Annotated in this window: 9 protein-coding genes and 1 pseudogene; 3 read left to right on the forward strand and 7 right to left on the reverse strand. The window is 35.9% G+C overall.

Annotation, left to right across the window (positions count from 1 at the left end):
- Positions 1–137: 137 nt before the first annotated feature.
- The 6 genes from AC06OU_RS03115 to AC06OU_RS03140 all read right to left on the reverse strand — a co-directional run bounded on the left by AC06OU_RS03115 (position 138) and on the right by AC06OU_RS03140 (position 4,588).
- The gene (locus AC06OU_RS03115) at positions 138–314 is read right to left on the reverse strand and encodes a small, acid-soluble spore protein, alpha/beta type (protein WP_475853909.1); all 177 of its coding nucleotides are present in this window, start codon (positions 312–314) and stop codon (positions 138–140) included.
- A 131-nt stretch (positions 315–445) separates the two neighbouring features.
- Entirely contained in the window at positions 446–709 is a 264-nt protein-coding gene (veg, locus tag AC06OU_RS03120) for a biofilm formation stimulator Veg (protein WP_144541541.1), read from the reverse strand.
- A gap of 152 nt (positions 710–861) precedes the next feature.
- Complete coding sequence (rsmA, locus tag AC06OU_RS03125) at positions 862–1,743, reverse strand: 16S rRNA (adenine(1518)-N(6)/adenine(1519)-N(6))-dimethyltransferase RsmA (RefSeq protein WP_340886160.1); 882 nt, start codon at positions 1,741–1,743, stop codon at positions 862–864.
- A complete protein-coding gene (gene rnmV, locus AC06OU_RS03130) occupies positions 1,740–2,309 on the reverse strand; it encodes a ribonuclease M5 (RefSeq protein WP_475853912.1) in 570 nt (189 codons plus the stop codon). The genes rsmA and rnmV overlap by 4 nt, the downstream gene beginning before the upstream one ends.
- 168 nt (positions 2,310–2,477) lie before the next feature.
- The gene (locus AC06OU_RS03135; RefSeq protein WP_475853914.1) at positions 2,478–3,695 is read right to left on the reverse strand and encodes a ubiquitin-like domain-containing protein; all 1,218 of its coding nucleotides are present in this window, start codon (positions 3,693–3,695) and stop codon (positions 2,478–2,480) included.
- A 122-nt stretch (positions 3,696–3,817) separates the two neighbouring features.
- A complete protein-coding gene (locus AC06OU_RS03140; RefSeq protein ID WP_475853916.1) occupies positions 3,818–4,588 on the reverse strand; it encodes a TatD family hydrolase in 771 nt (256 codons plus the stop codon).
- A gap of 593 nt (positions 4,589–5,181) precedes the next feature.
- Here AC06OU_RS03140 and AC06OU_RS03145 point away from each other — a divergent pair.
- From AC06OU_RS03145 to AC06OU_RS03155, 3 genes are all read left to right on the forward strand, one after another.
- Positions 5,182–5,715 carry a spore coat protein gene (locus AC06OU_RS03145; protein WP_475853918.1) on the forward strand — a complete coding sequence of 178 codons (534 nt, stop codon included), beginning with the start codon at positions 5,182–5,184 and terminating at the stop codon, positions 5,713–5,715.
- 32 nt (positions 5,716–5,747) lie between these two features.
- A complete protein-coding gene (locus tag AC06OU_RS03150) occupies positions 5,748–6,170 on the forward strand; it encodes a spore coat protein (RefSeq protein ID WP_475853919.1) in 423 nt (140 codons plus the stop codon).
- Positions 6,171–6,386: 216 nt separating this feature from the next.
- Complete coding sequence (locus AC06OU_RS03155; protein WP_205964094.1) at positions 6,387–6,602, forward strand: spore coat protein; 216 nt, start codon at positions 6,387–6,389, stop codon at positions 6,600–6,602.
- A gap of 350 nt (positions 6,603–6,952) precedes the next feature.
- Here the strand turns inward: AC06OU_RS03155 and AC06OU_RS03160 are convergent.
- Positions 6,953–7,238, reverse strand: a pseudogene (locus AC06OU_RS03160) (transposase); the annotation flags it as partial.

A 7,238-nucleotide genomic window follows, 5' to 3' on the forward strand; every position in this document is an offset into this window, starting at 1 on the left:
TACCCTCTGATCTAAGATTTCTTTGCATCATAAATCAACCCTACCCTTTAACATAGCCTTAAAAAAAGAAAAGGCATAGATCGCCTTTTCTTTGCTAGTTGTATTTTATTTTGGATATCGAACTTAGGTAATCTTGTTTATTTACTTTGGTTGTTCATTTGTTGTTCAGCCATTTCAATTGCACGTTTTACCATATTACCTGCGTCTCGGGATTTAATCCCACCCCAGCCTTCTGCTTTGACTACATCATAAAATCCAAGATCCTTGGCAATCTCTTCTTTTAATTCTTTAGACATAATCCCTCTTCTAGCCATATGGTGAATCCTCCTCAAAACAACTAGCAACGTTAGTATGTGCATTTAAAAGAAAAAAACTCCTATCCACTCATTCGAATGGGATAGGAGTTTTTGCCATATAAAAACGTAAAAATAAAAGTTCTAAACAATCATTTTACTACAATTGAATTATTTGCTTCATCATAAATAGTGATTTCTACTGCTTCTGTCAAAATGTCTGCGTAACTATAAGATACCCGTTCAAAAGAATTTTCATCTTGATCCAAATCGATTACGAACACTGCATGATAGGTTTCTCTTAACACCCCTGCACGTTCAATGGTTTTCTTACGACCTCCGTTTGCTTTTAATTGCAAACGTTTCCCTAAATGATGATCTAATGACTTTTTAATATCAGCTAAAGTTTTTGGCATTCCGCTTACACCTCACTGACTCAATCCTAACACATATCCATTTTTTTGTCAAACAAAACATTTTATCAACTTACACATACTCTTGTCAACGTTTTTATTAATCGTTTTTACTACTTTATTTATTAACATTACTAATATTGTAACAAGTAAATTTAATGGAAATTTGGATACAGCTCATCTGCTAGCCTTCCAAACTCTTCAATACTCAGGGTTTCTCCTCTACGTGTGGGGGATACGCCTACCTTCTCCAGTGCTTGAATGATTAGTTCTTTCTTCTCCTTCCCATTAGGAAGGGAGGATTGTAGGTTATTTATTATAGTTTTTCTTCGTTGCACAAAAGAACCTCTTGAAACTTTAAATAAGAAATCCTCATCTATCACTTGTACTGGCGGAGTTTCATGGCGAGTAAGCTTAATTACCGCAGAGTCTACGTTTGGCGGTGGCATAAAGACAGCCCTAGGAACAGTCATAGCCACCTCGGCTTTCATATAATACTGAATTGCAATTGACAAAGACCCATAAGCCTTGGTCCCCGGTGAAGCGGTAATTCTATCAGCCACCTCCTTCTGCATCATCACAACCATCCCCCGTATAGGCAAACGATCCATTAATAGCTTCAGCAAAATTGGGGTTGTTACATAGTATGGCAAATTAGCTACAACCATGACATCTTTATAATCAGTTAACTTTTCCTCAAATACTTCTAGCATATTCGCCTCTAGAATATCCTTGTGAATGATTTCAACATTGTTATATGGTGAGAGTGTATCTGCAAGCACAGGTAACAAGCGCTGATCGATTTCAAAAGCGATTACTTTTCCAGCTTCTCTTGCTAGATGTTCTGTTAAAGCTCCTATTCCCGGGCCAATTTCAATTGCGGCTGATTCATTTGTTAAATTGGCATGACTAACGATATTTCTAAGAATATTAGGGTCTATTAAGAAATTTTGTCCTAAGCTCTTTTTAAAAGAAAAACCATATTTTTTAAGTATTTCCTGTGTGCGTATAGGAGTTGCTATATCTTTTTGTGTCATTTCGTATTGTCCTCCAAATCGAGTTGCAGAATCGCTGCTTCCAGCTGTTCCTTATTTATTTGAAATATAGTTAGTCTCTTTTGTAACTGCTTTCCATTGGTATAACCTATTTTTAATATCTCTCCAAGTCGAGTCCTTCTATCCTTTGCATGTGGGTGTCCAATAAGCTTTCCTGCAATTAGCACCTCTAGTGGAATGGCAGGAAAAGTAGTTTTCATGTCAGTTTTAGGGGTATACACATGACTAAGAGCTTGTCGAATATCTTCATCTTTAGCATGTTCAATGCCTAGTCCCTTACCATTTTTAGCTATCGTTTTTTCTTTGGATAAAAAAGCATGCTTCACCCCAGGAATTTGTTGTTCTATAATGGCACGAATTCTTCTGCCAGGGTAATCTGGGTCCGTGAATACAATGACACCTCTTTTATCTTGAGCGTGCTGAATTTTGATAAGTGTTTCTTTTGAGATGGCAGAACCATTAGTTTCTATAGTATCAGCTTCAACTGCTCTTTTTATAGCAGTCGTATCATCTTTTCCTTCTACGACGATTATTTCATTTATTCGCAAGCGTTTTACCTCTTTTCCACTTCTATACTAGCCTCTATCATAACGCAAAAAAGCTCTCCCTATCAACGAGAGGGAAAGCTATACGAAAAATGATATACAATGTCGTATAAAGCGAGTACGTAGTTTACCCGATAATTGTATCTACGCCTGCTTTACATACCTTTTGAATTATTTTAAAACTTTTACACGAACTTTTTTACGCCCGAAATCATAGGCTTGCGATTTGGAAGCCATAAATAAGTCTATTTTCTTTCCTTTTATAGCACCACCAGTATCTCCAGCCACTGCATAGCCGTAGCCTTCGACCCACACCTTAGACCCAAGAGGAATAACACTAGGATCTACAGCGATCACTTTTACCTCTGGATTAGACTTTAAGTTAATACCAGTTGCTGTCACACCTGTGCACCCATTACAGTTAGCTGTATACGCTGTAGCTGTTACATAAAACTCGCTTCCTTTGGATGGGGCAGCCGAGGTTTTAGTCCCACGAGATACATTTGCACTTGCAGTCATTACTTTAGTTCCCACTGCTACAACTTTCTTTTTAGGCTCTTTAGTAACTTTTTCACTTACTATGTTACGGGAAACTTCCACCCCGTTTTCTTTAACTACCTCATAAGTCCGCGCAACAGAACCTTTTTCACCACTTTCAACGACTTTTTCTTTTCCCTTAAGCAGAGAATCATCTTTCTTTGTCACTACTGCAAAGTTTGTTTCTTCCTCAACTACATCGATGACCTTTTCTACTCTCACTATTTGTATTTCAGAATTAGGAAGTATAAGTTCATCCATTTTCTGTTCTACACGGTCCAATTCATTTAATGAAATGTTATGTTTTTTTAAAAAGTCAGCGACCGTAGTCGAAGTGGACCATAATTTTTGTTCTTCCTTGCCATCTATAAGCGTGACTTCATATGCTTTTTCAATTGCAATTCGATTATCGGGTCCCACCTCTGCATCTGCAGCAGGGGTAATCGCATCATGTTCTGTATAAGCGACATTTGCCTTTGCTAGTATTTCTGATACTACATCATCAGTAGTCTGGACAGTTTGAATTTTACCGTCTACTGTGATTTCTATTTGTCTTGCCTGCTCCCACTCAATCTTAAGATTATTTTTGATTGAAGTGTTCACTGAGGGATGTAAAAAATCATCGTTAGAGACCACTAGATTATTTTCTTCTAGTAGTTCTCCAACGGTATTGGCATGTGTTGTTATTTCTTGTTGTTCTCCGTTAACTGTTATAGCAACAGTTTTCTTTGTTCCTTCGTATAATACGAATGAAACCACTGCAAAAAACAATAGTAAAGATGCAATCGTTACTAGTGTTTTCTTGCTCCTCAATGAATGAAAGAACAGGTTTTTCATGGTATTATTTTGCATGAAAAACGCCTCCTTGTTCACTCGTGTGATTATATAGAGTACTTTTAAGCTTGTCAACACTTTAGGTTTTTATCCATTTTTTACCTCAAGGTGGTTTACTATACAAAAATAAGGGTCATTAGTTAGCCATTTAAGTGAAAAAAACGCATAGCATTGCTTGTTGTGGCTTCTGCTACCTCGTCCACGGAAATACCCTTTAATCGAGCAATTTCTTCTGCAACAAGTGCAACAAGTGCAGGTTCATTTCTTTTACCTCTATGAGGGTGTGGAGCCAAATAAGGAGCATCTGTTTCGATTAATAAATGCTCTAATGGAATCTCCGTTGCGACCTCTTTAGGTTTCTTCGCATTTTTAAAGGTTACAGGTCCACCAAGTGAAATCATAAAGTTCATATCAATACATTGTTTTGCTGTTTCTACACTTCCCCCAAAGCAATGCATAATTCCACCTGTTAGATGAGCCTCCTCCTCTTGAAGAATCCTAATCACGTCTTCCGTTGCTTCTCGATTATGTATAATGATTGGCAAGTTAACCTTTTGCGCTAAGCGTATTTGCTTGCGGAAAATAGTCTGTTGAATTTCTTTAGGGGACTTATCCCAATAATAGTCTAGCCCCGTTTCACCAATACCTACTACTTTCTCATGTGCAGATAACTCTTCGATCCACTGTAAATCTTCTTCCGTACAATCAATTGCATCCACTGGATGCCATCCAATTACGGCATAAATAAACGGGTATGTTTCTGCTAAATCCATTGCACGTTCAATTGTTTTCCGATCAAAACCAATTACGACCATTTTCTGAACATTTGCCTCTAAGGCTCTATCAATTACCTCCTGAAGATCGTCCTCATATTGATCTGCGTTTAAATGGACATGTGTATCTATTAGCATTTACATTCTCCTATCTGATTTTTATTTTACAATCTTTTTAATTTACATACATCACAATATTATTACAATTACATTAAATGAGTCATATTTTCAAATTTTTTGATTAATTTCATCCGATTAAACAATAAATTTCCTGAATCCATTTCATAATTTCTATTTATTTGTAAGAACTTGAACAATCTTCGCAGGGTTAAGTAACGTCACTTGCGAACGTTTGAAATGCTCATCTGTCTCAATCACCTCTTTAGAGTCGCAACCTGCCCCTTCACTTCAATAGGTATTATGAAATTAACCCACCTATATTTAAAAATCAATTGCTCGGTTCAGTTGATAATAAAAATCTTTTAACCCATTTTCTTTAAATCTAATTAATCTTGCTTATTTTTCTATAGGCAAGATTATTTAGTTTGCTCGAATCATCAAGATTATCACAACAATTTTGTGTTCACAAAATAATTAAACGTAAAAAACATAGTCTTTTTAGTAGTCAAACAAACTATGTCAATAAATATCTTGTTCATATGATACAGAAGTGAGGTTGAAAGGATTCATTTCTTGTAACCAAGCTAGAAAATAGGAAAGGAGATTTTAGAATGAGTCAACCACAAAGTAAACGATATAGTGAAACTAGTTATCAACCGGTAAGAGACTGCCAACTATGTAACAGCATTGATGCCAAAGATAACGAGCTAGAAAACCATCATTATCAGAATGATCATGAGCTTAGTGATCATCATGATAATGATTTTAGTGAGGCAGCAGTTGTTGAGGAAGGAGATCAATTGGTATCTGTAGACCAAGAATCCGATGAACTAATTTGGATTAAGGATTCCTGTAACGTAACTGTTCAAACAACCGATACTCAAGCATCCGTGTCGCTTCAAATTGGACTACAACTTGCAATTGCTCTAGTAGTAAGTATTGCAATTGGTGATTCTAATCAGGGTCAAGCTATTGCACAAGATATATTCCAAAAGTTTAATGATGAACAATCTAATAAGCAAAAAATCATTATTTATAACTCAAAAGACGTTAATATCGTGACTACCGATACAGATTTAGCCGTGAACATTCAGGCTATGCTTCAAGTATTAGTTTCATTAGTTGTTAAACTAGACGTTCTTTAAATCTTTTTATAAAGAAGAAAAGAGGTGAAAATATGAATAAATGGAAAGCATTAGATCATTGCGATGACAATGATCATAATAATGCGGATGTACAGCAAAATGGAGCACAAGTAGTATCTACTAAGCAACAATCCTATGAGTGGATTATTGTAAAGAATTCAGAAGGCGTAGACATCCAAACAACAGACACACAAGCAGCATTGTCCTTACAACTAGGAATTCAAGCAGCTATTGCTGCAGTTATCACCATTACTTTAGGAGATACAGATCAAGCTAGATCTGTGGCCCAAGATATGAAGCAGTTTATAAAAACTAAACAACAAAATGTCCAAAAAACGATTATTGAAGGATCCAAAAATGTAAAAGTTACAACTACAGATACAGATCTGGCAGTAAACATCCAGGCTATGCTTCAAGTTCTTGTATCTTTAGTAGCTAAGTTAGATATTTTATAATATATCGAATCAATTTAGAAATATTTAATTTGAGTAAGTACGCTTCAAATTTGATTTGAGCGAGTCACTTTTAAAATATTTTCTAATTAACCTTCAATTAAGGTTATTGTTGAGACGATCTATTTGTTGGGTTTGAAAACGTAAAAGATTCCACGCTCCTCTTAAATTATAGTTGCATATAATAATACGAATGATATTAGAGAAGGAGTGAAAGACGTGAGCGAGATACCCAAAAAAGCAAATGCAATTCCTAATAAGGTCATTGATTTAATTGTGAGTGATACACTACGTAAAAATGGCGTAGATCTGGATGATGTTAAAGGAAAATTATCCACTGAGCAAAAGCAATTACTCAAAGAACTAGTGGAAGAACTAACCTTACAAGTGGACCAATTTATTGATCCGACATCCGAAAAAAAGAATGATGACTGAAGAACAACGTTGCTTATTTAGTAACTGTATAAATAATTTTAAGATGTATTAATTAGAGTAACATGTCTTTAATTTTCGCTATGGTGGAAGCAGTGAATGAGAAGAGCAGGTAAGTTTTACTATAGTACTACGCTGTTGTGAAGGCTTGTCTGCCTACTCATCCCACTGTTTATATTATATAAGTTATACTGCCAATACTATTTTAAGAATCATATTTAAAACGCCTATGTTATAGGCGTGTCAGAGTGTAGACAAAAGGGTTGGAAATCGATACGATTTCCATCCCTTTTGCTATTATCCCAGTTTACATTCTGGAAAAAGAGCTAATTCAGCTCTCGATTTTGTTTGTTTTACGCTATTTTTGTCGTTTTCCAGGTCCAGCTGGCCAACTTCTTAAGATTTAAGGCAGCAAAAGTTAGCATCGCCTGCATGGACAATTTTTAAGAACCTTTAAGGTTGTCCATCGCATACCATGCTTTTCTTTGGCATCGGCAAAGGCACGCTCGTCGTCTTTTTACGCTTCCCGTAAATTTCTTGCATTTCATAGTTATGACGTAAGTCCTCAGCTACATCCAAATAGTCTTGCCAGATTATGACGTAGAATCATCTTTTGTTTATTATTACTCTGCGTGCATT

This window comes from Psychrobacillus sp. (assembly GCF_056205495.1).

Coding starts and splice junctions, on each gene's coding strand:
- AC06OU_RS03135 (WP_475853914.1), bottom strand. CDS start 3,695: ATGCAAAATAATACCATGAAAAACCTGTTCTTTCATTCATTGAGGAGC.
- rsmA (WP_340886160.1), bottom strand. CDS start 1,743: ATGACACAAAAAGATATAGCAACTCCTATACGCACACAGGAAATACTT.
- AC06OU_RS03145 (WP_475853918.1), top strand. CDS start 5,182: ATGAGTCAACCACAAAGTAAACGATATAGTGAAACTAGTTATCAACCG.
- AC06OU_RS03140 (WP_475853916.1), bottom strand. CDS start 4,588: ATGCTAATAGATACACATGTCCATTTAAACGCAGATCAATATGAGGAC.
- AC06OU_RS03150 (WP_475853919.1), top strand. CDS start 5,748: ATGAATAAATGGAAAGCATTAGATCATTGCGATGACAATGATCATAAT.
- AC06OU_RS03115 (WP_475853909.1), bottom strand. CDS start 314: ATGGCTAGAAGAGGGATTATGTCTAAAGAATTAAAAGAAGAGATTGCC.
- veg (WP_144541541.1), bottom strand. CDS start 709: ATGCCAAAAACTTTAGCTGATATTAAAAAGTCATTAGATCATCATTTA.